Origin of the sequence: Brevibacterium sp. SIMBA_078 (assembly GCF_046534565.1) — a bacterium.
Lineage (GTDB): Bacteria > Actinomycetota > Actinomycetes > Actinomycetales > Brevibacteriaceae > Brevibacterium.
Map to the genome: position 1 here is coordinate 1 of NZ_JAWRYQ010000024.1, position 487 is coordinate 487.

Annotated in this window: 1 pseudogene; it reads left to right on the forward strand. The window is 32.0% G+C overall.

The annotated features are described in order from the left end of the window. Positions 1 to 32: 32 nt before the first annotated feature. Positions 33 to 487: pseudogene (locus SB749_RS18695) on the forward strand (hypothetical protein); the annotation flags it as partial.

The window sequence follows — 487 nt, forward strand, 5'->3', positions numbered from 1 at the left end:
TGTTGTATAAATTGATTATAAGGAGCTATTGTATGCGTAAAATTTTGAGTGTTATGATGATTTTGTCTGTTTTACTTGGTTTTTCTAATTTTGGTGGTGAACGGGTTTCTGCAGCTAGTAATTTAAAAGAACTTGAAGGTTTGGACATTGATATGCTAGACGATGAAATTCTTAAAGAGATGTTTAATTATATAAGTTCTAATGAACATGGAAAGCTTTACTTTGATGTTGATCAGGCTAGACTAGATGGAAAATCAGAAGAACTCTTAGATCAAGGTAAAGCGTTTAATGACTTCAGTAATTCTTATTTTAAGTTCTACAATAATTCAGTTGATAGTGACCGTATAACAACTAAAATATCACTTCCTGTTTGGGGTAATTGGTGTGGTCCTGGTTATGGCGGTGGTCCAACAAAAGGTTTACTAGATGCTGCATGTAAAAAACATGATCTCGATTATAAAAAATATGGTTATTTTGATTGTAAGAG